This window comes from Rouxiella sp. T17, from assembly GCF_036663475.1.
Classification (GTDB): Bacteria; Pseudomonadota; Gammaproteobacteria; order Enterobacterales; family Enterobacteriaceae; genus Rouxiella.
Map to the genome: position 1 here is coordinate 1 of NZ_JAWUEA010000039.1, position 22,119 is coordinate 22,119.

The following is a 22,119-nucleotide window of genomic DNA, read 5'->3' on the forward strand; positions in this document are numbered from 1 at the left end:
GCTTTCTGCACGGCGTCCATGCTGAGTGCGCGGATAGCGTTCGCAAGCTCTTTACGAGAGGACATGTTCTACTCCAGTTGATTACAGTTGAGCGGACAGCATATCTTCCAGCTTCTGCTGGTCGACAGCGAACGTACGGATGCCTTCAGACAGCTTCTCAACCGCCATTGGGTCTTGGTTATGCTGCCAGCGGAACTCTTCTTCGGCCAGCGGGGCTGGCTGGTGGTAGGCTTCGGTCGACGGAGTCAGTTTACGTTCAACCGGCGCGTCGCTGTTTTTCAATTCTTCGAGCAGGTTCGGAGAAATCGTCAAACGGTCACAGCCGGCCAGCGCCAGAATCTGATCCACTTTACGGAAGCTCGCACCCATGATAACGGTCTGGTAGCGATGTTCTTTATAGTACTTATAAATGTCGGATACGGACTTCACGCCCGGATCTTTAGCCACGTCATAAGCCGCGTTCGGGGTTTTGGCTTGATACCAGTCGTAGATACGGCCTACGAAAGGTGAAATCAGGTAGACACCGGCTTCGGCGCAGGCGCGGGCCTGAGCAAAGGAGAACAGCAGGGTCAAGTTACAGTTAATGCCTTCTTTTTCCAGCTCTTCTGCCGCCTTGATGCCTTCCCAAGTGGAGGCCAGCTTGATCAGAATGCGGGATTTTTCAATGCCGTGCTCCTGATACATGCCAATCAGCTTGCGCGCTTTTGCTACGCACATGCCGCGGTCGAAAGACAAACGCGCGTCGACTTCGGTCGAAATACGGCCCGGAACGCTTTTGAGGATCTCGAGACCAATATTCACGGCCAGCTTGTCGGAGGCGTTAATGATTTGCGTTTCTTTCGTGCCGCCCTGTTTGCGGGCGTAGTCGAGCGCTTCTTTAATCAGAGACTGGTATTGAGGAAGGTCGGCAGCTTTGAGAATCAATGAAGGGTTGGTGGTCGCGTCCTGCGGTTCGAAATGGCGGATGGACTCAATGTCACCGCTATCCGCAACGACCGTGGTTAGCTGTTTGAGTGCGTCTAACTGGTTCATCTCTAGCTCCTTAAGAAGAATCGATACAGCATCATGTCATTACATTTTAATTAGAGTACATAGACTGCATCATTTTATTAACACATTGAATGCGCTTTTTCTTATTGTTGTGATGGGCCAGAACTATGGCTATTGAAATCAACAGGTTAGAGAGGCCTGTTGGCGGGCCTTAATTGCTGGGAGACAGCAAGGCCCGCAGAAGCAAAAACATTACGCGCTTTTCAATCCTTCATAATAGCCAATTTTCTCGACTTTGCTGGTTGAGCCGCCGCCTTCGAATTCGGATGCCAACCACGCTGCCACGATCGATTTAGCCAATTCAGGACCAATAACGCGTGCCCCCAAGGTCATGATCTGCGCATTGTTGCTTTTACGGGCGCGTTCGGCGGAGTAGGTGTCGTGGCACTGCGCGGCGCGAATGCCGGGCACTTTATTCGCCACAATGCTCATTCCGATACCGGTACCGCACAGCAAAATCCCGCGCTCGAATTTCCCGTCTTTAACGGCCGTAGCCACGGTGAAAGCAATATCCGGATAGAGCGGATTGTTGGCATCCTGACTGTAATCAGCCACTTCTAGACCTTGTGCCTGAATATAGGCTTTGACGATGTTTTTCAGTTCAATCGCCGCATCATCGGCGCCAATCGCAATAGGTAACATAATTTTTCCTGCCTGATTAGTCAGTTATGACAGTGAGCGTGCGTGATGGCGTCTACTGCAACGGCCATTTTTATGCTGCGACCACAAAAAGCAAGCGTGCTGCGCAACGAGTGATAAACAAGATAACGCAAATTAAAACATATGTTCAATAGGTGTTCATATGTTTTTGTGATGGCGATCGATAATGGGGCTGGTGAATTAAATGTTTTGAACAAAAGAGGGAGTTTTATCTTAGTTAACCCGTTTGCCTCAGGTTTTAGAGTCTCGTCACACTTTTGTTATTAGGTTGTAGGCAATGTTAAGCGAAAGATATAGTGTTCATATGTTCACCCATGGAATTAATGAACAACTCAAAACCCGTCAGAGGATGAGACCGTGAAAACACCCTGCAAAAGCCCTACAAGAATTGAACATTTTGCAGCGTCGGATGAGTCATCCCGCGCTTTTGAACGCTGCTCGTACCAGCACGCCAGAAGCTCCTCAGTCAATGCTTTGCCTGCCCGCGGGCAGAAGGGGTAAGAAAATGACCACGCAGCATTTATCTAATCAGGAAGCATCAATACCGGGGGCCGCCGAAAAATCGGCGATTCGCAAAATCTGTATTCGTCTGGTGCCCTTCGTGGCGCTGATGTTCTTTATTAACTTCCTTGACCGGACCGCCATCTCTTTCGCGGGTCCAAACGGCATGATTAAGGATCTGGGGATTCAGGTTGCGCAGTTTGGTCTGGCATCCGGCATCTTTTTTGTGGGCTACATCCTGCTTGAAGTGCCGAGCAATCTGGCCTTGCATCGCTACGGCGCACGTCGCTGGTTGGCGCGCATCATGGTTTCGTGGGGTATCGTTTCGTTGCTGTTTACCTGGGTAAGCAGCGTCGAAGGGCTTTACGGCCTGCGTCTGCTATTGGGCGTGGCAGAAGCTGGCTTCTTCCCGGGAGCCATTTTCTTCCTCAGTGCCTGGGTTCCGGCGCGCTATCGCTCCAAAATTCTGGCGCTGTTCTATCTCGCTCAGCCGCTGACCGTGGTCTTTGGTGCGCCGCTGGCCGCGTGGTTTATCAATCAACATGGCCTGTTTGGACTCGAAGGCTGGCGCGTGATGTTCCTCGGCGTTTCTATTCCGGCGATTCTTATCGGGATTGCAGCCTGGTTCTATCTGGTTGATAAGCCTAAAGATGCTAAATGGCTGACCACTGAAGAGCGCGTCTGGCTTGAAACCGAGCTGGAAAAGGAAGAAAGCGGCAAGAAAACGACTCACGGACATCAGGGCCTGAAAGCCGCCTTCACCAGCGGCCGCGTCTGGATGCTGTGCATGATTTATTTCGGCTTCGTTTATGGCCTTTATGCGCTGGCATTCTTCCTGCCGACCATCATCGGCGGATTCCAGCAGCAGTTCGGCGTGACCTTCACCGTGCTGCAAAAAGGGCTGGTTACCGGCATTCCTTATCTGGTTGCTGCCGTGGTGATGTTCTTCTGGTCGCGTGACGCCTCAAAACGCGGCTGCAAAACCTGGCACATCGCGCTGCCTGCCTTAGTCGGTGGGATAAGCGTGCCGCTGGCGCTGTACATGGATTCTCCGGCGGCCACTATCGCCGTGATCACCATTACCGCCTGTTCCATCTTTGCCGCGCTGCCGAATTTCTGGACCCTGCCGACGCAGTTCCTGTCCGGCGCTTCTGCCGCGGCTGCCGTGGCATTAATCAACACCCTTGGCAACGTCGCCGGTTTCTCTGCCGGATACGTGACCGGTGCGCTGCACGATGCCACGTCTAGTTATACGGTTCCGATGATGGTGGTCGGCGGATTCATGCTGCTTTCGGCGGTATTGATGGTGCTGCTGCGCGCGACCCAGCGTCCGGTAAAACCGGCTGCCTCCACCCTTAAAGACTCGACTTCCGCAAAAGCTGTCTAGGAGTAGTGAAATGACCTATTTATTCAACAAGCCTTCAGCGTTTGCCAATGAGCTGATCGAAGGATTCGTCGCAGCGCATGCTGCAAAAGTTCGCCAGGTGCCGGGCGGCGTGGTTCGCAGCACGCGCAGTAAACCGGGCAGCGTCGCTGTCGTGATTGGCGGGGGATCAGGTCATTATCCAGCCTTTGCGGGATTAGTCGGGCAGGGCATGGCGCACGGCGCGGCGATGGGCAATCTGTTTGCCTCGCCGTCGGCGCAGCAGATTTGTACCGTGGCGCGCGCGGCCAATAACGGCGGCGGCGTGCTGCTGACTTTCGGCAACTATGCCGGAGACGTGCTGCACTTTGGACTGGCCCGCGATCGTCTGATTGCCGAAGGCATTCCGTGCGAAATCGTGCTGGTAACCGACGATATTTCCAGCGCCAGCAAGGCCGAACGCGAAAAGCGTCGTGGCGTAGCGGGCGATTTGGTGGTGTTTAAAGCCGCCGCCGTCGCCGCCGAGCAGGGCCTGTCGCTGGTCGAAGTGACGCGCATTGCCCGACTGGCAAACCAGCGTATCCGTTCGTTCGGCGTCGCCTTCAGCGGCTGTACGCTGCCGGGCGCGGATCATCCTTTGTTTAGCGTGCCGCAGGGCAAAATGGCGCTCGGCATGGGGATTCACGGCGAACCGGGCATTGGCGAATCGGATATTCCGACCGCCGACGAACTGGCCGAAGTGTTGGTTAAAAGCCTGCTCGATGAGTTACCAGACGACGTCGCCAACGCCAGGGGGCAACGCGTCGGGGTAATCCTTAACGGGCTGGGTTCGGTGAAATACGAAGAGCTGTTCGTGGTTTATCGCCGCATTGCCCAGCTGTTGAGTGAAGCGGGCATCGAGGCGGTCGACGCCGAAGTAGGCGAATTCGTCACCAGCTTTAACATGGCGGGCGCGTCTCTGACGCTGTTCTGGCTTGACGAAGAGCTGGAAGCGCTGTGGCGCGCACCGGCCGATGCGCCAGCGTTTCGCAAAGGTTCGGTGATTGCCGCCGAGCCGCTGGCAGCGCAAAAAATCGATGAAGCGGTAACGATAAACGTGCCGCACGCCAGCGAAGCGTCGAAAAAAGCCGCCCAGTGTATGGTCGGCGTGTTGAACAACTTGGCGCAGACCATTGTCACGCACGCCGATGAATTGGGCAGAATCGACGCCGTCGCCGGAGACGGTGACCACGGAATCGGCATGGAGCGCGGGGCGTTGGCCGCGGCAGAAAAAGCCGCCGAAATGCTGCTGCGCGGTGCGGGAGCCGGCACGTTATTGCAACAGTCTGCCGATGCCTGGGCCGACCGCGCGGGCGGAACTTCCGGTGCGCTGTGGGGCATGGCGCTCAACGCGCTGGGCACCGTATTCGGCGACGAAAAATATCCCGACGCCCACAGCGTGGCGGAGGGCGTGCGCAAAGCCAAAGAGGGCATCATGCACTTTGGTAAAGCCAAGGTCGGCGACAAAACGCTGGTCGACGTGCTGGTTCCTTTCAGCGACACCCTGAGCGCGCGCGTTCAGGCCGGTGACGATTTCGCCCTCGCCTGGGAACTCGCTGCGCAGGAAGCCGACACGCAGGCCAAGGCCACCGCGCATCTGCGACCAAAAATGGGCCGCGCGCGTCCGCTGGCAGAGAAGAGTTTGGGCACGCCAGACGCCGGTGCCGTTTCACTCGCCTTAATCGTCAACGCGCTGCTGCCTTTATTTAGCGGCACGAAATCTTCACCGATCACGCCGCGCGAGGAGCAAGTCTAATGAAACCGCAACTGACGCTGGGGGTGAGCCTCAAGATGTATTTTGGCTATCAGCAGACGCTGGAATGGTCGCGGCAGATAGCTGAAATCGTTAAAAATCATCCGGTTACTCGCGACGGGCACCGCGACGGACTGGTTGAGCTGTTTGTGTTTCCCTCTTTACCGGCGATTGCGGGCGCGATAGAGGCTTTTCGCGGTACCTCGGTCAACGTCGGCGCGCAGAATATGTTTTGGGAAGATGCGGGCGCTTACACCGGCGAAGTCAGCGGCGCGATGCTGCGCGAAATGGGCTGCGGTTATGTTGAAATCGGCCACGCCGAACGCCGCCGTTATTTCGCCGAAAATGACAAACAGATCGCGGATAAAACCACGGCTGCGCTACAAAATTCGCTGATCCCCGTGATTTGCATTGGCGAAGCAGAGCGCTGCACGGCGGCGCAGGCGATTGGACAGGCTGTCGCACAGGCGCAGCAGGCGCTGGGTCCGGCAGAAAAAGCGGGCCTGAGCGGCGACGCAATTCTGGCCTACGAACCGCAATGGGCGATTGGCGCGAAAGAGCCTGCCTCGGCGGAATTTATCGGCGAAGTCTGTGAAGGGTTGGCGGCGCGTTTGTCATTAAGCAGCGCGCACGGCGATCGTCGCGTGATTTACGGCGGCAGCGCGGGTCCGGGACTCTTGACCCAACTCGGCAGTCGCACCGGTGGCCTGTTCCTCGGCCGTTTTTCGCACCAACCGGCGGCCTATAAAGCCATTCTCGATGAAGCGTCTGCGCTTCTTCTTTCCACTGCCAACAGGAGCTAATGATGGCGATTGGACTTAGCACTTATGCCTATTTCTGGCGTCTTTCCGAGCGAGTCCCCGCGCCAATGGGGCTGGATGCCATGTTGGAAAACACCGCCGAGCTGGGCGGCAAGGTTTTTCAGATTTGTGATTACGCGCCGATAGAAAGCCTGTCGGCAGAAGGCCTCGAAAAGCTGAGGCAGCGCGCGGAGGCGCTCGACGTGGTGCTCGAATTAGGCACGCGCGGGCTGAAAGCCGACCATCTTGGCCGCTATTTGCAGCTTGCCAGAGCGCTGGATGCCAAAATTTTGCGCTCGATGTTCAACAGCCCTGATTCTCGTCCGACCCTCGACGAGGCGCAGCAGCAATTGGCGCAAATTTTGCCTGAATTTGAACGTCATGAAATTGCGCTCTGTATCGAGACTTACGAGCAGGTGCCGACCGCCAGCAATCTGGCCGTAGTAAAACATTTTAATTCGCCGTGGCTCGGCATTTGCCTTGATCCGGCCAACTGCGTGGCGGCGCTGGAAACCCCGAAAGAGGTGATCAGCAGCACCGCGCCTTACGTGCTCAATCTGCACGTTAAAGATTTCGCCTTCTCGCGCCGCGACGGCTGGGTTGGATTCACCTTCGCGGGCTGTCCGATGGGCGAAGGCCTGCTGGACTACGACGCGATGGTCGCCGAGGTGCAGCCCGACGCGCGCGGCATTAATCAGATTATCGAACACTGGCTGCCGTGGCAGGAAGACGCCGACGCGACCTGTGCCATGGAAGATGCCTGGACGCGTCACAACCTTGAATTTCTGCTGGCTCGACAGGCCGCACGCTAGGCCGATTGTCGAGACATGAACGCTAATTTTATACATTCGCCAATATTTCAGTGAGGAACAGATTATGACAACGACTTTGAAAACCATTACCGTTCTGGGTGCCGGTGGCAAAATGGGCATGCGTATTTCTGCCAATTTCCAGAAAAGCGGTTATCAGGTGTTTTACTGTGAAAACTCGCCGCGCGCGCAGGAGCAGGTTTCAGCGCAGGGCCGCGAAATCTCCGAAGCCGACAGCGTTGTGCCATTAAGTGACGTAGTCATTCTGGCGGTGCCGGATATCGCGCTGGGTGCGGTTTCGACCGCTATCGTTCCGAAAATGAAAGCGGGCGCGGTGCTGCTGACGCTGGATCCGGCGGCCGCTTACGCCAACCTGATAGCCCAGCGTGACGACATCAAATACGCCGTGGCGCACCCGTGTCACCCGTCCGTGTTCCTTGAGCGTTACACCAAAGAAGAGCACGCCGACGCCTTTGGCGGCATTGCGGCGATTCAGCACGTGGCAGCCTCTTACGAGCAGGGCAGCGAAGCCGATCGTACCGAGTTGGCGAAAGTGGTCAGCATCATGTACGGCCCGGTTGAGCAGGTGCATTGGGTAACGGTAAAACAGCTGGCCTATCTCGAGCCAACGCTGGTAGAAACCGTCGCCTGTATGGTCGGTTCTTTCATGAAAGAAGCGCTGGACGAAACCGTGAAATCTTGCGGTGTGCCTGAAGAAGCGGCCAAAGCGATGCTTTATGGTCACATTCAGATTGCGCTGGCCGTGGCCTTCCGCAGCACCAACCCATTCTCCGACGCCTGCATGATTGCGATGGAATATGGCCGCGAAAAAATCATCAAAGAAGACTGGAAACAGATTTTCGAAGAGAAAGAGCTGGATATCGTGATTGCCCGCATGCTGAAAATCGACGCTATCAAACGATAATCGCTATCGGCTTTGTGTTAGAAACTGAAAGCTAAAACAGAAACGGTGATGCAGACTTTTGTGGTTCGCATCCCGTTTCTCTCTTCCCGTACTCTCTTCCCGCCTTGTTACTGTCATCCTGTCGTTATGCCCTAACAGTTGTGAACCTGGCAGTCATAAAACATCTGGCAATCACAAACCATATAGTCTGGCAGTCACAAACCATATAGTCATAAAACCTCGAATAGCGTATAAAAAGGCAGAATTTGCCAGGAGAATCGAGCCGTCAATGGAAAAGCAAAACATCATTCAAGATAACGAACTTTTGACCGAGATCGCCGTCGCCTATTATCAAGACGAAATTACTCAGGAAGAGATCGCTAAAAAGTTCGGTATTTCGCGTATCAAAGTTGGGCGTTTGCTCAAACGGGCGAAAGAAGAGGGCATCGTTGAAATAAACGTGCGCTATCACCCCGTGTTCAGTACGCGTCTCGAGCAGCAGATGCTGGAACGTTTTCCGATTAAACGCGCGCTGATTGCGCTCGATCATCAGGACGAAGAAGAGCAGCGTCGTCAGGTGGCCGCGTTGGTTTCGAACTATCTGGCTTCGACGCTAAAAGATCAAACGGTCGTCACGGTCGGGCAGGGGCGAAACGTTGCCGCCGTGGCCGATCATCCGGGCAGCATGCCTGAACGGCAGTGCAAGTTTATTTGCGGTATTGGCGGCACGCATCGCCCGGGCGACTCGATTAATGCCGATCATATCAGCCGTCGGTTGGCGAAAAAGTTTGGCGGCATCAGCGAAACGCTTTATGCGCCGGCCTATGTCGAAGAGAAATCCCAGCGCGAAGCGTTTATGCGCAATGGCACCATTAATGAAACGCTGGATCGCGCCCGCAAGGCGGATATCGCGCTGGTTGGTATCGGCGATATGAATGAAAACAGTTACATGGTCAAGCTGGGCTGGTTTACGCCGCATGAGATAATTGATGCCAACCTTAATCAGGGCGTTATTGGTGACGTGGCAGGTTATGACTTTTTCAACGCCCAAGGCCAGCACGTTGACACGGTGATGAACGAGCGCGTCATCGGGCTGAGTATCGACGAGCTGAGGCAGATCCCGTGCGTGATTGCCATCGCCTCGGAAAATACCAAGGCGCTGGCGATTTTGGGCGCGCTGCGCACCGGGGCGATCGACATTATTGCCACCTCGGCGCTGAATATCCGCACGCTGCTCAACATGTCTCAGTAGTAAAGAGTGTCGCAATAGTAAAGAGTCTTTAAAACTCTTTAGCCTTTCTTCGCCTGCACCAGCCATTTATCCAGCTCGTTGGCGAACTGTTGGCGGTCGCGCTGGTTTAACGCCGGTGGACCGCCAGTCTGCACGCCGCTGGCGCGCATGGTGTCCATGAAATCGCGCATATTCAGCCGTTCGCGGATGGTTTCGGTGGTGTAACGTTCGCCGCGCGGATTCAGCGCCACGCCGCCTTTTTCGATAACTTCCGCCGCCAGCGGAATGTCCGCCGTAATCACCAAATCACCCGTTTCGACACGTTTAACAATTTCATTGTCGGCGACGTCAAATCCGGCTTCGACGCGCAGCGTGCGCAAAAAGCGCGACGGCGGCGTGCGGATAATCTGGTTGGCGACCAGCGTCACCATTACGCCCGTGCGTTCGGCGGCGCGGAATAACACCTCTTTGATGACGTTCGGACAGGCATCGGCATCGACCCAAATCTGCATTATTTCGCCTCCGCCAGCCAGTCACGAACCGGCAGGAAATCGCGGTACAGCGCGGCTTCAGGGCTATTTTCTTCCGGTTCGAAACCGTATTCCCAACGCACCAGAGGCGGCATCGACATCAAAATAGATTCAGTGCGACCGCCTGTTTGCAGGCCAAAGAGTGTGCCACGGTCCCACACTAAATTGAATTCTACGTAACGCCCACGGCGATAGAGCTGGAAATCGCGTTCGCGTTCGCCCCAGCTTAACGCTTTACGTTTTTCAACGATGGGCAGGTAAGCGTCGGTAAAGCCGTTGCCGACCGCCTGCATAAAGGCGAAGCATTCAGTGAAATCGGGGGTGTTCAAATCATCGAAGAACAGGCCGCCAATGCCGCGCGCCTCGTTTCGATGCTTGATAAAGAAGTAGTCGTCGCACCATTTTTTATATTTTGAATAGACGTCGTCGCCAAACGGCGCGCAGAGGTTGGCGGCGGTTTGGTGCCAGTGGCGGGCGTCTTCTTCAAAGCCGTAATAGGGCGTCAGGTCGAAACCGCCGCCAAACCACCATACGGGATCTTCGCCGGGTTTTTCGGCAATGAAGAAGCGCACGTTGGCGTGGCTGGTGGGAATGTACGGGCTTAATGGATGAATAACTAAAGAGACGCCCATCGCCTGAAAGCTGCGGCCCGCCAGCTCTGGACGGTGCGCGGTCGCTGACGCGGGAAGGGTGGCGCCGGAAACGTGGGAGAAATTAACGCCAGCCTGTTCAAACAGCGCGCCGTTGGTCAACACCCGACTCTGGCCGCCGCCGCCTTCTTCTCTAACCCATTGATCTTGTTTGAACTGCGCGCGGCCATCGGCGGCGGCCAGTTTTTGGCAAATTTGCTCTTGCAGGGTCAACAGAAAGGCTTTTACTTGGTCGATATCAGGTAATTGATTCACGGGCAAACTCATGGCTGGCGGACAAAGAGGGCAACATTATAGCCCGAATCGCCCGCCGTTTTGCACCGTTAGCGCGGTTTTCGCTCGTGAGCATCGAAATAGGCGAAGAAATTGACGATGCCCTGCGAAATCGCCCCGGCAATTTCCTGTCGGAACGCGGTGGTGCTCAGCAATTGCTCTTCCTGATGATTGGTAATAAACGAGGTTTCTACCAGAATCGACGGAATCGACGGCGATTTCAGCACCGCAAAGGCTGCCTGCTCCGTCTGCTGGCTGTGCAAATGGTGAATCGGACGAATGCGGTCGAGCACGTGATGGCCCAGCGTCAGGCTGTTTTTGATGGTGTCGGTTTGCACCAGATCAAAAAGCACCTGCTGCAAATAGTTGTTATCGGCATCTTTGTATTTCGCCCCGGCGACCAAGTCGGCGTCGTTCTCTTTATTCATCAAATATTTCGCCATGGTACTGCTGGCACCGCGATTTGAGAGGGCAAATACGGACGCGCCGCTGGCTTCGGGGCTGGTAAAACCGTCGGCGTGAATCGACACGAAGAGATCGGCCTGATGCTGGTGGGCGATTTCAACACGCTGATAAAGCGGAATAAAGTGATCGGCTTCGCGCGTCAGCTTGACCTCGATATTCGGATGGCTGGAGAGATGCTGGCGCACGTAGTTGGCGATTTCCAGCACCACGTGTTTCTCTTCCGAGCCTTCATGGCCGACGGCACCGGAGTCAATACCGCCGTGACCCGGGTCGATCATCACCAGCTTTTTAGCCCCCGGCGGCTTAGGTTTGGGCGCGGTTTTGGTCACGTGTTCCGCCTGCTGTGCCTGCGCAAAGCGGCTGCCGAACGCGCCAATGGCTAAACCAAGGCCGCTGAGCAGCACCTGACGACGGCTGGCAGAGCGAGGAAGCGGTTGGAAGTGGAGAAATTTATTCAGTGGATTAAGCATCGGTCCGCAGCCCTTAATAAAAGCAGAATGCGGATGTTATATAGTATCCATTCAGCATAATCGACAGCAGAACTATTGCTGTTTATTAACAATGTCGGCGTTTTTAACATTTTCCCAGTCTGATATTTTCCTGATTTTTATTGGTTATGTGATTAATCACGCAACAATCAGTAAAAAAATAGGTATCGGATTGTCAAAAAAAGCGCCCAACGCCCCAAAAGCCGGCATTTTGATATTGCGTCTCCCGCAGATCCCGCGATAATCAATGAATAAATTATTAACAGCGGCGAAGAGTGATGGAAATTCGCGTATTTACCCAACAAGATTTCGAAGAAGTGCTGACCATATGGGAGCGCTGTGATTTGCTGCGCCCGTGGAACGACCCAGAATTGGACATCGAGCGTAAGATGAACCACGATCCCGAGCTGTTTTTAGTCGCGGAAGTGAGTGGTGAAGTGGTGGGAACGGTGATGGGCGGCTACGACGGCCATCGCGGATCGGCCTATTATCTCGGCGTGCATCCGGAATATCGCGGTCGCGGCATTGCCAACGCGCTAATGAATCGCCTCGAGAAGAAGCTGATTGCCCGCGGTTGTCCAAAAATCAACCTGATGGTGCGCGCCGAAAACGACGCCGTGATCAGCATGTATGAAAAACTCGACTACGAAGTGGTTGAGAGCATCAGCCTCGGCAAACGGCTAATTGTCGATCAGGAATACTGATGTTGCGCCTCTCTTTCCCCGCATTTTGTTCCCCGCATTTTAAAACAAAGGGGAAAGAGAGGGTGAACAGCGGATTACGGTCAACGCTTGCAGTGAATGCCAACCGACTGAAAACTAATCATTAGTTGATCACGCTAATTCTTTTGACATCAATCTCTTCCGAGTTCCAGTCTTTATCAATTTCACCTTCCAGACGCACCTTGTCTTTCGGCGTGATGTTCTGACCTTTCCAGCGATCGTCGTCAATGTCGGCGGTAATCGTGCCGGAAGCGTCACGGAAAATATATTTCTCGTCGCCCGTACGTTTCTCAATATGACCTTCAAGGCGTACCCACTGATCGTCCTTCAGGTTTTTCGCCTCTTTCACGCTGGTAAGTGCTGCGTTATCGCCGGAGAAGCCGCCTTTTCCCTGCAGGTTTTGCGCATGAGGCGCGCTAGGGTCATTAAAACCGCCGCTGTTCTGTGCCAGAGCCGGAAGGGTTGCCAGTGCGATCACGCTTGCCAGAGCTATCTTCTTCATCATAATAGTCATCCTTAAATGTAGAGTTCAGTGAACATTGAGCGGCTGGGATTGATGAATCATCTGCCGCCCTGATAAACAGTAAAGCAGAGTGTTCTTAACAAGTTCTTAAGTTGGCTTAATTTATGCTGAACGCGATGGCCATTCCGCGTGCGCGCAGGCCACAATAGACACAATAGATGAGAAAAACCGAGGCCTGCTGCGCATTGCCGTTGAGTTTTTGCCCTGTGGTTTAGCATCATTAAAATTTGAGAGAGAATTTTCCAGGCTATGAATCCTGACGATTACAACAGCCACGGCATGCTCCGTCTGCCGCTGTGGTTTTGGGCAATTTTAGTATTGCAGGCACGAACCTGGCTGGTGTTTATTATGGCCGGTGCGTCGCGTCAGCAGGGCGACTCGCTGTTGTCGCTGCTTTATCCCGATCGCCAATCTTTTTGGTCGGGCATCTGTCTGGGCCTGCCGCCCGCGATTATTTTCCTGCTGAGCGGCCGTCGTCATAGTTGGCCAAAGGTGTGGCAGATGAGCTATTGGCTGCTGCTGGCGGGAATGTTTATCACCTTCGCGTTACAGGGGCTGGGGATTTGGCAGTCGATGGACGAGCCGAACGTGGTCGATATTGCCCTCGCGCTGCTCGATGCCGGCGCGTTGGCCTATTGGTTGCTGAGCCGCCGCCTGCGCGCCTGTTTTGACGAAGCGCGACGCCTGATTTAATACCATCAAATCATTTGAGTGAAAGACGCTGCGGCACTTTTTGCCGCGGATGCACTCCAACGGTTCAATACGATGAAATATGCGATGACAATCAAGGAGTGTAATACATGACTATTCGCCCACTGTGGCTGGCGCTGCCCCTTATGCTGACGGGCTGTTCGACGCTCGCCAACATGCACGCGCCGAGCCTTTCCAGCTTCAATCCCATGAACTGGTTTGGCAGCAGCCTCGAAGTGACCGAACAGGGCGTAGGTAAATTAACCGCCAGTACGCCGCTAACTGAAAGCGCCGTGAGTGACGGGCTTGATGGTGACTATAAACTGCGCAGCGGCATGTCGATGAGCAACGGAAAAATGCGCACCTTTTATGAGGCGATGGACGGCAAAACCGTCAAGCTGGTGGTCTCTGGCGAGCCGAAAGGCAAGGTCCAGCGCATTGAAGTGACCGACCCCGACGTAGAAAGCCAGTGGGGCGTGAAAATCGGCGCGCCGTTTAGCTCGCTCTACAGCAAAGCTTTTGACGCCTGCCAGAAAGGGCAGGGCGATGATGCCCGCAACGTCGAGTGTAAAGCGCCTAACAGTCAACATGTTAGCTATGTCTTCAGCGGCAACTGGGATGGCCCGGACGAACTGATGCCTGCCGATGAAAATCTAAAAAGCTGGACTGTTTCCAAAATCATCTGGCATACCAACTAACCCGTCGTCCTTGGCACCGTAGCTGCGTTAGCTTCGCTTGCTCACCCCGGTCACTTACTCATGTAAGCTCCCGGGGCTTCCCAATGTTACTCGTCCCATCCGTGGGACTCGCCCCAAAGGGGCCGCTACGAGTAGCGTTCAAATCTGCTCCAGGCAGATTTGTACCGCCTTGCTACAGCACCAATGACTTAGGGTGAGTTTTTAGATTTTTTTCCAATTCTGCTTTTCTCGAGATCCTTATTTTCCCTTGTTCCGCATGGCTTATAGCTTTTGATGCTTGCAAATCACCAAACGATATATAAAACCCCTTCAGGTATCTCCTAAGTTATAAATACACTACACCTCTATAGCTACATCCTTTAGGGCAGAAAATGACTCACACATCGGTAAAGAATAGGGCGTTAAAAGGTGCGTTTGCCTTGCTGCTGATTGCCGGTGGTGTTGCCTCCGTCTCTGCAACGGAGCTGCTCAACAGCTCTTATGACGTGTCGCGAGAACTGTTTGCCGCGCTGAATCCGCCGTTTGAAAAACAGTGGGCGGCGCAAAATAATGGCGACAAACTCGAGATTAAACAGTCACACGCGGGATCGTCAAAACAGGCGCTGGCGATTCTGCAAGGCCTGAAGGCCGACGTGGTGACTTATAATCAGATTACCGATGTGCAAATTTTGCACGATCGCGGTAATTTTGTGGCGGCGAATTGGCAGAGCCGGTTACCGAATAACAGCTCGCCGTTTTACTCGACCATGGCGTTTCTGGTTCGTAAGGGAAACCCGAAAAATATTCACAGCTGGGACGACCTGACGCGAGGCGACGTCAAGCTGGTGTTTCCGAATCCAAAGACCTCAGGCAATGGCCGTTATACCTATTTAGCCGCCTGGGGCGCGTTTAATCTTGCCGATAATAAAGATCAGCAGCAGACCCGCGAGAAAATGGCGCGACTTATCAAGAACGTCGAAGTTTTTGATATCGGCGGACGCGGCGCAACCACCAGTTTTGTCGAGCGTGGGCTGGGCGACGTGCTGATCAGTTTTGAATCGGAAGTGAATAACATTCGCAAACAGTACGGCGCCGACAAGTTCGACGTCATCGTGCCGCCGGTCGATATTCTGGCGGAGTTCCCGGTGGCGTGGGTCGACAAGAATGTCGAGAAGAACGGCACCGAGAAAGCGGCTAAAGCCTATCTGAACTATTTGTGGAGTCCTGAGGCGCAGAAAATTATCACCAGCTTCAGCTACCGCGTGTATGACAAGCAAATTATGGAACAGGCAAAGGGGCAGTTTCCGCCGACCAAGCTGTTTAACGTTGAAGATCAATTTGGAGGATGGCCAGAAGTCATGAAAACCCATTTCGAAACCGGCGGTGAGCTGGATAAACTGATCGCGCAGGGACGTCCGTAATGTTGTTGGCGACCAAACGCGTATTACCCGGCTTCACGCTAAGTCTGGGCAGCAGCCTGCTGTTCGTTTGTCTGGTGTTATTGCTGCCTTTGAGCGCGCTGATTATTCAGCTGTCGCACATGACGCTGGCGCAGTACTGGGCGGTAGTGAGTGACCCGCAGGTAGTGGCAGCCTATAAAGTGACGCTGCTGTCGGCAGGCGTGGCGAGCATTTTCAACTGTTTCTTCGGCATGCTGATGGCGTGGATCCTGACTCGCTACGAGTTTCCGGGCAAAACCATTCTCGACGGCCTGATGGACCTGCCTTTCGCGCTGCCGACGGCGGTGGCAGGCTTGACCCTCGCGGGCCTGTTCTCGGTTAACGGCTTTTACGGCCAGTGGCTGGCACAGTTCGATATTAAAGTGGCCTACACCTGGCTGGGTATTGCCGTGGCGATGGCTTTCACCAGCATTCCTTTTGTGGTGCGCACCGTGCAACCCGTGCTGGAAGAGTTGGGGCCGGAATATGAAGAAGCCGCAGAAACGCTGGGCGCGTCGCGCTGGCAGAGTTTCCGCCGCGTGGTGCTGCCCGAGCTGATGCCTTCGCTGATGGCCGGCACGGCGCTCTCGTTCACCCGCAGCCTCGGCGAATTCGGCGCAGTTATCTTTATCGCGGGGAATATCGCCTGGAAAACGCAGGTCACCTCGCTGATGATTTTCGTGCGTTTACAGCAGTTTGACTACGCCGCCGCGAGTGCGATTGCCTCGGTGATTCTGGCCGCGTCGCTGATTCTGCTGTTCGCGATTAACACCTTGCAGAGCCGCTATGGCCGCCGTTTGGGAGGCCAATAATGTCGCAGCTTTCGCAATTTGAAGAAACGGCACCGCGCCGTATCGACTGGCTAAAATGGTCGCTGATTGGCCTCGGCACGATTATCTGTGTGCTGCTGCTGGTGGTGCCGATGATCTCTATTTTCGTGTTGGCGCTGTCTGACGGCATCGCGGCGGTGGGCAAGAATCTGGCCGATCCCGACATGCTGCACGCGATTTGGCTGACGGTGCTGATAGCGCTGATCACCGTGCCGGTCAATCTGGTATTCGGTACGCTGCTGGCGTGGCTGGTGGCGCGCTTCGATTTTCGCGGTCGCCAGCTGCTGCTGACGCTGATCGACATTCCTTTTGCCGTCTCGCCGGTGGTGGCGGGTCTGCTTTATCTGCTGTTTTACGGCAGCAACGGCCCGCTCGGCGGCTGGCTTGACGCGCACAACGTTCAGTTTATGTTTGCCTGGCCGGGCATGGCGATGGTGACGATTTTCGTGACCTGTCCGTTTGTGATTCGCGAGCTGGTGCCGGTGATGCTGAGTCAGGGCAGTCAGGAAGATGAAGCCGCCGTGCTGCTTGGCGCGTCGGGCTGGCAGATGTTTCGTCGCGTCACGCTGCCAAACATTCGCTGGGCGTTGCTGTACGGCGTGGTGCTGACCAATGCCCGCGCGATAGGTGAATTCGGTGCAGTGTCGGTGGTGTCGGGCGCGATTCGCGGCGAGACCTACACGCTGCCTTTACAGGTTGAATTATTGAATCAGGATTACAACGTTGCCGGCTCGTTTACCGCCGCGGCGCTTTTGACCCTGTTGGCAATCGTCACACTATTTCTGAAAAGCGGTTTGCAGTGGCGCCTGGCGCGCACCAACGATCGTCTTGAGCGGGAGGGAAACAATGAGCATTGAAATTAACGGTATCAACAAGTTTTTTGGTCGCACCAAGGTGCTTAATGATATCTCGCTCGATATTCCTTCCGGCCAGATGGTCGCGCTGCTTGGGCCGTCAGGATCCGGTAAAACCACGCTGCTGCGTATTATTGCCGGTCTTGAAAACCAGAGTTCGGGCAATCTGAGCTTCCATGGCAAAGACGTGAGCCGCCTGCACGCGCGCGATCGTCAGGTCGGATTCGTGTTCCAGCACTATGCGCTGTTCCGCCACATGACGGTGTTCGACAACATCGCCTTTGGCCTAACCGTCTTGCCGCGCCGCGAACGTCCGAACGCCGAGGCGATTAAACAGAAAGTCACCAAGCTGCTGGAGATGGTTCAGCTGAGTCATCTCGGCAACCGTTTTCCGGCCCAGCTTTCCGGCGGCCAGAAGCAGCGCGTAGCGTTGGCGCGCGCGTTGGCCGTCGAGCCGCAGATTTTACTGCTCGATGAACCGTTTGGCGCACTGGACGCGCAGGTGCGTAAAGAGCTGCGCCGCTGGCTGCGTCAGCTGCACGAAGAGCTGAAGTTCACCAGCGTGTTTGTAACGCATGACCAGGAAGAGGCGATGGAAGTCGCTGACCGCGTGGTGGTGATGAGTCAGGGAAATATCGAGCAGGTTGGCGCGCCTATCGACATCTGGCGCGAGCCGTCAACCCGCTTTGTGCTTGAATTTATGGGCGAAGTTAACCGTATTGGCGGCGAGATCCGCGGCTCGCAGCTTTACGTCGGCCAGCATCATTGGCCGCTGTCGGTGACGCCGCTGCATCAGGGTAAGGTCGATTTGTTCCTGCGTCCGTGGGAAATGGAAGTCACGCCGCAGGCCAACCCGCGCTGTCCGCTGCCGGTGCAGGTGCTGGAAGTGAGTCCACGCGGCCATTTCTGGCAGTTAACCGTGCAACCTCAGGGCTGGCACGACGAACCGATTTCAGTGGTGCTTAATGAAGCGCAGGATAATCGTGCGCCGCAGCGCGGCGATCGCCTGTTCGTTGGCGGCTTAAACGGTCGGTTATACGCGGGTGACCAGCTGCTGCAATCGGTTGAGCTGGCTAAAAGCGCCTAATAGTTTTAAAAGTATTAAACTTTAATTATGATGATTAAAAAAAGGGCGGATATTACCGCCCTTTTTATCGTCTAATCATTATTTATTCGTTTTGGTGCAGCGCTTATATCCAAATAATATAGTGAAACGCTATGTTGATAGATAAAGCCAACTGAAAAAGGCAGCCACGTGAGCACGCTTGAACAATTTATCGGTAATACGCCCCTCGTGCGTTTACAGCGACTGTCAAAGGATCTTGATAGCGAAATTTGGGTCAAACTGGAAGGCAATAATCCTGCGGGGTCGGTAAAAGATCGCGCCGCGCTGTTTATGATTGAACAGGCGGAAAAGCGTGGTGAAATCCGGCCCGGCGATACACTGATTGAAGCGACCAGCGGCAACACGGGCATTGCGCTGGCGATGATTGCGGCGGTTAAAGGCTATCGCATGAAACTGCTGATGCCGGAAAACATGAGCATGGAAAGACAGGCCGCGATGCGTGCCTACGGCGCGGAGCTGCTGCTGGTCAGCCGTGAGCAGGGCATGGAAGGCGCACGCGATCTGGCACAGGAGATGGCCGATCGCGGCGAAGGTAAGGTCCTGGATCAGTTCAACAATACCGATAATTCGCTGGCTCATTTTATGACTACCGGCCCTGAAATCTGGCAGCAAACGGCGGGTCGTTTGACGCATTTTGTCTCCAGCATGGGCACCACTGGCACGATTTCCGGCGTCGGCCGCTTTTTGAAAACACAGCATCCAGAGGTGAAAATTGTCGGTTTGCAGCCGGAAGAGGGCAGCAGTATTCCGGGCATTCGCCGCTGGCCTGAAGCCTATCTGCCGGGCATTTATCGCCCCGAGCTCATCGACAATGTGATTGATATGGCGCAGGGCGAGGCGGAAGAAACCATGCGTTTGCTGGCGCGCGAAGAGGGCATTTTCTGCGGCGTGAGTTCGGGCGGTGCCGTTGCGGGGGCGCTACAGATTGCTCGTGCTAATCCGGGCGCGGTTATCGTTGCAATCATCTGCGATCGCGGCGATCGCTACCTCTCAACGGGCGTTTTCGGTTAAATACGCTTATATTCTGTTGCTATCGCGCTCGAAAGGTAAATAAAGAGTAAATGATGCTGCGGCGTGACAGGATAGGGGTAAAAATGAGCGCAATTATGTTAGGCGGAAAAAAATAATGAAAATTCTGTTAGTCGATGACGACCTCGAACTGGGCACCATGCTGTGCGAATACCTGATTGCCGAAGGCTTCGATGCCAATCTGGTGCTGACCGGCAAGGCGGGTGTTGAAGGGGCGATGTCGGGCGAATACAGCGCCATGATCCTCGACATCATGCTGCCGGATATGAGCGGCATCGACGTGCTGCGTCAGGTGCGCAAAAACAGCCGTTTGCCTATCATCATGCTGACGGCCAAGGGTGACAACATCGACCGCGTAATCGGCCTCGAAATGGGTGCCGACGATTACATGCCGAAGCCGTGCTATCCGCGCGAGCTGGTGGCGCGTCTGCGCGCCGTGCTGCGCCGTGTCGAAGAGCAGCAGGATACCCATTCTGACTCCTCAACCATTAATTATGGCGATCTGACCCTGAATCCGGCGACCCGCAGCAGCGAGTGGCAGGGTGTGGCGTTTGATTTAACGGCGTCCGAATTCAACCTGCTCGAGCTGCTGTTGCGATCGCCCGAGCGCGTGGTGTCGAAAGACGAGCTGTCCGAAAAAGGGCTGGGCCGTCCGCGCGAAGCGTACGATCGCAGCATCGACGTTCACATCAGCAATATTCGTCAGAAGCTGGCTTCGCTGAAAGGCGGAGAAGTGATGACTATCGAAACGGTGCGAAGCATTGGCTATCGAATCAGATAAACGCCTGCGCGGCAGGCTGTTCTGGAAAATACTGCTGGGTTATTGGGTGACGTTTATCATCATGACCCAGCTGTTGTGGGCGGTATTTACCTTTTATTACCACCACGAACCGCCGGAAAGCAGCATTGCACGTCGTTTCGTTAAATTGCAGGTCACCTCGGCGGTTTCAACTTTGAAGACCGGCGGCTTGCCTGCGCTTAACGCGATGATTGCCGATTGGCCTGCCGATGACCGCCGTTTATTTACCGTTGAACCTTCAATGATTCCGGTTAAGGGAGAGAGTCTCAACGATCTCGAACCCGGAAAAACGCCGTCGCAAATTGTTGAATTCGTTCAGACTTCGTCGGGGCAGGGCTATCGCCTGCGCTATAACGTCGAAGGATTGATGGACGAGTATCGCCCTTCTCGAGAGAAACACGTGTTTAATATGCCCCCTCCGTTTTTGTGGATTGGAGGAATTGGCGGGCTGTTGTTCAGCGCCATGCTGGCGTGGAACCTGACTCGACCGATGCTGCAAATGCGCCGGGCTTTTGGTCGCGTTTCGCAGGGAGATTTATCGGTTCGCCTCTTTGCCACCATGGGTAAACGTCACGACGAGTTGTCTGAGGTGGCGCGCGATTTTGACTCGATGGCCGAGCGTTTGCAGGTGCTGGTGAAAGCTCGCGAAGAGCTGCTGCACGACGTCTCCCACGAGCTGCGATCGCCGCTGGCAAGGCTTCAGCTGGCGATTGGTCTGGCGCGGCAAAACCCGCTGAACGTCGAAACCTCACTCACGCGCATCGAGCATGAGGCGGGAAGGCTGGATAAGATGATAGGCGAACTGCTGGCGCTTTCGCGTACTGAAAACAGCATCATGCCTGACGAAGAGTACTTTGATCTTTATGGCCTGGTTGAAGCGGTGGTTAACGACGCGCGCTATGAGGCGCAGCTGCCGGGCGTTGAGATTGTGCTAAACGCCAATGACGCCGACGATCAGGATTATACCGTCAAAGGCAATGCCGAGCTGATGCGCCGCGCTATCGACAACGTGGTGCGCAACGCGCTGCGCTTCTCGGCGCGCGGGCAGGCGATTAATGTGTCACTGAAAACCCAAGATAATTATCTGTGCGTGCAGGTGGCGGATCAGGGACCGGGCGTGGAAGAAGACAAGCTGTCGAGCATTTTTGACCCGTTCGTCAGAGTAATGTCACCGCTTTCTGGAAAGGGATACGGCCTTGGGCTGGCGATCACCAAAAAAGTGATGGTTGCACATCATGGTAAGATTGATGCACGCAACGGCTCGCCGAGAGGGCTTATTATCGACCTCAAAGTACCGCATTGGAAAAGTCTGGTTTAAGTTTAAATAGATAGACAAAAAAAACGGCGCAATCAGCGCCGTTTTTTATTGGAAGCGAGTTCTCGTAAAAGCGAATTACTTTCTGATACGAATAATCGGGGTTTCACCGACCACGACGCTGCCAGACAGTTTAATCAGCTCTTTAATCTCATCCATGTTAGAGATAACAACCGGCGTCAGGGTCGACTTGGCTTTCTCTTCCAGCAGGGCCAGATCAAACTCGATAATCAAATCGCCTTTCTTCACGCGCTGCCCTTCCTCGGCGATGCGCTTGAAACCTTCACCCTTCAGCTCGACGGTGTCGATACCGAAGTGAACAAACAGCTCGATGCCGCTGTCGGATTCGATTGAGAAAGCATGGTTAGTTTCAAAGATTTTACCGATGGTACCGTCAACCGGTGCCACGATTTTGCTGCCCGAAGGTTTAATGGCAATACCATCACCGACGATTTTCTCGGCAAAAACCACATCGGGTACATCTTCAATATTGACAATTTCACCAGAAATCGGCGCAACAATTTCAATTGTACCGAGATCTTTCTTATCATCAGAAACCAATGATTTTAATTTATCGAACAAACCCATGATCTTCTCCT

The 22,119-nt window shown here is 54.6% G+C and carries 24 protein-coding genes; 16 read left to right on the forward strand and 8 right to left on the reverse strand.

Annotated elements, in window-relative coordinates; translation table 11 throughout:
* The 3 genes from SC206_RS22090 to rpiB form a co-directional block, all read right to left on the reverse strand.
* The coding region (locus SC206_RS22090) for a hypothetical protein (protein ID WP_373417573.1) at positions 1–65 on the reverse strand (65 nt) is incomplete at its 3' end.
* A gap of 16 nt (positions 66–81) precedes the next feature.
* Positions 82–1,032 carry a transaldolase gene (gene tal, locus SC206_RS17485; protein ID WP_332739187.1) on the reverse strand — a complete coding sequence of 317 codons (951 nt, stop codon included), beginning with the start codon at positions 1,030–1,032 and terminating at the stop codon, positions 82–84.
* A gap of 210 nt (positions 1,033–1,242) precedes the next feature.
* Positions 1,243–1,692: a ribose 5-phosphate isomerase B gene (gene rpiB / locus SC206_RS17490; RefSeq protein ID WP_332739189.1), complete on the reverse strand. Its 450-nt coding sequence runs from the start codon at positions 1,690–1,692 to the stop codon at positions 1,243–1,245.
* A gap of 523 nt (positions 1,693–2,215) precedes the next feature.
* On the opposite strand from rpiB, the gene SC206_RS17495 reads away from it, so the two are divergent.
* The 6 genes from SC206_RS17495 (at position 2,216) to SC206_RS17520 (ending at position 9,131) form a co-directional block, all read left to right on the forward strand.
* A complete protein-coding gene (locus SC206_RS17495) occupies positions 2,216–3,598 on the forward strand; it encodes an MFS transporter (protein WP_332739191.1) in 1,383 nt (460 codons plus the stop codon).
* Between the two features lie 10 nt (positions 3,599–3,608).
* On the forward strand, positions 3,609–5,369 hold the full coding sequence (locus SC206_RS17500) for a dihydroxyacetone kinase family protein (RefSeq protein ID WP_332739193.1): 1,761 nt from the start codon (positions 3,609–3,611) through the stop codon (positions 5,367–5,369).
* On the forward strand, positions 5,369–6,169 hold the full coding sequence (locus SC206_RS17505; RefSeq protein WP_332739195.1) for a triose-phosphate isomerase family protein: 801 nt from the start codon (positions 5,369–5,371) through the stop codon (positions 6,167–6,169). Before SC206_RS17500 ends, SC206_RS17505 begins: the two co-directional genes overlap by 1 nt.
* A 2-nt stretch (positions 6,170–6,171) precedes the next feature.
* Positions 6,172–6,978 carry a sugar phosphate isomerase/epimerase family protein gene (locus tag SC206_RS17510; protein ID WP_332739246.1) on the forward strand — a complete coding sequence of 269 codons (807 nt, stop codon included), beginning with the start codon at positions 6,172–6,174 and terminating at the stop codon, positions 6,976–6,978.
* A gap of 64 nt (positions 6,979–7,042) precedes the next feature.
* Positions 7,043–7,900 carry a phosphogluconate dehydrogenase C-terminal domain-containing protein gene (locus SC206_RS17515; protein ID WP_332739197.1) on the forward strand — a complete coding sequence of 286 codons (858 nt, stop codon included), beginning with the start codon at positions 7,043–7,045 and terminating at the stop codon, positions 7,898–7,900.
* 268 nt (positions 7,901–8,168) lie between these two features.
* Positions 8,169–9,131 (forward strand): sugar-binding transcriptional regulator, encoded by a 963-nt coding sequence (locus SC206_RS17520; RefSeq protein WP_332739199.1) that lies wholly within the window; start codon positions 8,169–8,171, stop codon positions 9,129–9,131.
* A gap of 38 nt (positions 9,132–9,169) precedes the next feature.
* On the opposite strand, the gene SC206_RS17525 is transcribed toward SC206_RS17520, so the two are convergent.
* The 3 genes from SC206_RS17525 to amiA are packed head-to-tail and all read right to left on the reverse strand — an operon-like array spanning position 9,170 to position 11,498.
* Positions 9,170–9,622, reverse strand: a complete 453-nt coding sequence (locus tag SC206_RS17525) for a YaiI/YqxD family protein (protein WP_332739201.1) — start codon at positions 9,620–9,622, stop codon at positions 9,170–9,172.
* On the reverse strand, positions 9,622–10,557 hold the full coding sequence (hemF, locus tag SC206_RS17530) for an oxygen-dependent coproporphyrinogen oxidase (protein ID WP_332739203.1): 936 nt from the start codon (positions 10,555–10,557) through the stop codon (positions 9,622–9,624). Before hemF ends, SC206_RS17525 begins: the two co-directional genes overlap by 1 nt.
* Before the next feature lie 56 nt (positions 10,558–10,613).
* Positions 10,614–11,498 (reverse strand): N-acetylmuramoyl-L-alanine amidase AmiA, encoded by an 885-nt coding sequence (gene amiA, locus SC206_RS17535; protein WP_332739205.1) that lies wholly within the window; start codon positions 11,496–11,498, stop codon positions 10,614–10,616.
* A 296-nt stretch (positions 11,499–11,794) separates the two neighbouring features.
* On the opposite strand from amiA, the gene SC206_RS17540 reads away from it, so the two are divergent.
* Positions 11,795–12,220 carry a GNAT family acetyltransferase gene (locus SC206_RS17540; protein ID WP_332739207.1) on the forward strand — a complete coding sequence of 142 codons (426 nt, stop codon included), beginning with the start codon at positions 11,795–11,797 and terminating at the stop codon, positions 12,218–12,220.
* A gap of 121 nt (positions 12,221–12,341) precedes the next feature.
* Here SC206_RS17540 and SC206_RS17545 read toward each other — a convergent pair whose 3' ends face one another.
* A complete protein-coding gene (locus tag SC206_RS17545; RefSeq protein WP_332739247.1) occupies positions 12,342–12,740 on the reverse strand; it encodes a YgiW/YdeI family stress tolerance OB fold protein in 399 nt (132 codons plus the stop codon).
* 270 nt (positions 12,741–13,010) lie between these two features.
* Between SC206_RS17545 and SC206_RS17550 the strand changes: the two genes are divergently transcribed.
* From SC206_RS17550 to SC206_RS17590, 9 genes are all read left to right on the forward strand, one after another.
* On the forward strand, positions 13,011–13,454 hold the full coding sequence (locus tag SC206_RS17550; RefSeq protein ID WP_332739209.1) for a DUF2919 domain-containing protein: 444 nt from the start codon (positions 13,011–13,013) through the stop codon (positions 13,452–13,454).
* A 107-nt stretch (positions 13,455–13,561) separates the two neighbouring features.
* A complete protein-coding gene (locus tag SC206_RS17555) occupies positions 13,562–14,149 on the forward strand; it encodes an RpoE-regulated lipoprotein (protein ID WP_332739210.1) in 588 nt (195 codons plus the stop codon).
* Between the two features lie 371 nt (positions 14,150–14,520).
* Complete coding sequence (locus SC206_RS17560) at positions 14,521–15,549, forward strand: sulfate ABC transporter substrate-binding protein (protein WP_332739213.1); 1,029 nt, start codon at positions 14,521–14,523, stop codon at positions 15,547–15,549.
* Positions 15,549–16,379, forward strand: coding sequence for a sulfate/thiosulfate ABC transporter permease CysT (gene cysT / locus SC206_RS17565; RefSeq protein ID WP_332739215.1), 831 nt, complete (start codon positions 15,549–15,551; stop codon positions 16,377–16,379). The genes SC206_RS17560 and cysT overlap by 1 nt, the downstream gene beginning before the upstream one ends.
* Positions 16,379–17,254: a sulfate/thiosulfate ABC transporter permease CysW gene (cysW, locus tag SC206_RS17570; RefSeq protein ID WP_332739217.1), complete on the forward strand. Its 876-nt coding sequence runs from the start codon at positions 16,379–16,381 to the stop codon at positions 17,252–17,254. The genes cysT and cysW overlap by 1 nt, the downstream gene beginning before the upstream one ends.
* Positions 17,244–18,338 carry a sulfate/thiosulfate ABC transporter ATP-binding protein CysA gene (cysA, locus tag SC206_RS17575; RefSeq protein ID WP_332739218.1) on the forward strand — a complete coding sequence of 365 codons (1,095 nt, stop codon included), beginning with the start codon at positions 17,244–17,246 and terminating at the stop codon, positions 18,336–18,338. Before cysW ends, cysA begins: the two co-directional genes overlap by 11 nt.
* A 168-nt stretch (positions 18,339–18,506) precedes the next feature.
* The gene (gene cysM, locus SC206_RS17580; RefSeq protein ID WP_332739219.1) at positions 18,507–19,388 is read left to right on the forward strand and encodes a cysteine synthase CysM; all 882 of its coding nucleotides are present in this window, start codon (positions 18,507–18,509) and stop codon (positions 19,386–19,388) included.
* Positions 19,389–19,503: 115 nt separating this feature from the next.
* Positions 19,504–20,187, forward strand: coding sequence for a response regulator transcription factor (locus SC206_RS17585; RefSeq protein ID WP_332739222.1), 684 nt, complete (start codon positions 19,504–19,506; stop codon positions 20,185–20,187).
* On the forward strand, positions 20,168–21,523 hold the full coding sequence (locus tag SC206_RS17590) for a HAMP domain-containing sensor histidine kinase (RefSeq protein WP_332739224.1): 1,356 nt from the start codon (positions 20,168–20,170) through the stop codon (positions 21,521–21,523). Before SC206_RS17585 ends, SC206_RS17590 begins: the two co-directional genes overlap by 20 nt.
* 75 nt (positions 21,524–21,598) lie before the next feature.
* Here the strand turns inward: SC206_RS17590 and crr are convergent, their stop codons facing one another.
* Positions 21,599–22,108 carry a PTS glucose transporter subunit IIA gene (gene crr / locus SC206_RS17595; RefSeq protein WP_332739226.1) on the reverse strand — a complete coding sequence of 170 codons (510 nt, stop codon included), beginning with the start codon at positions 22,106–22,108 and terminating at the stop codon, positions 21,599–21,601.
* Between the last annotated feature and the right edge of the window lie 11 nt (positions 22,109–22,119).